The 373-nt window shown below is 75.1% G+C and carries 1 protein-coding gene; it reads right to left on the bottom strand.

Annotated features, from left to right (window positions below):
- Positions 1-373: condensation domain-containing protein (locus tag ACFHWE_RS23760; RefSeq protein ID WP_416604107.1), on the bottom strand; the 373-nt coding region annotated here is incomplete at both ends.

The raw sequence follows: 373 nt of genomic DNA, 5'->3' as shown, positions 1-373 counted from the left end.
CTCCAGCGGCTCCCAGTCCGGCACCGCGCCCCGCGACCGGTCCCGGTAGGCCCGCCCCAGATCCCGCAGCAGCGGACCCATCGACCACCCGTCACCGGCGATGTGGTGCACCACCAGCACCAGCACGTGCTCACGCTCCGACTCGCGCAGCAGCCACGCCCGCACCGGCACGTCCCGCTCCAGATCGAACGTGTGCCGCACCGCGGCGTCGAGGGCTCCGTCCCACCCGTCCGCGCCGGGTTCGAGCAGGGCCAGACCGGGACGGGCGTCCTGCGGAGGCAGGATCCGCTGGTGGGGTTCGCCCTCGTGGGAGGGGAACACGGTCCGCAGCGCCTCGTGCCGCTCCACCACGTCCCCCAGCGCCGCCTCCAGG

The organism is Nocardiopsis sp. LOL_012, assembly GCF_048060475.1.
Lineage (GTDB): Bacteria > Actinomycetota > Actinomycetes > Streptosporangiales > Streptosporangiaceae > Nocardiopsis.
This window is presented reverse-complemented; position numbering and strand designations above follow the sequence as displayed.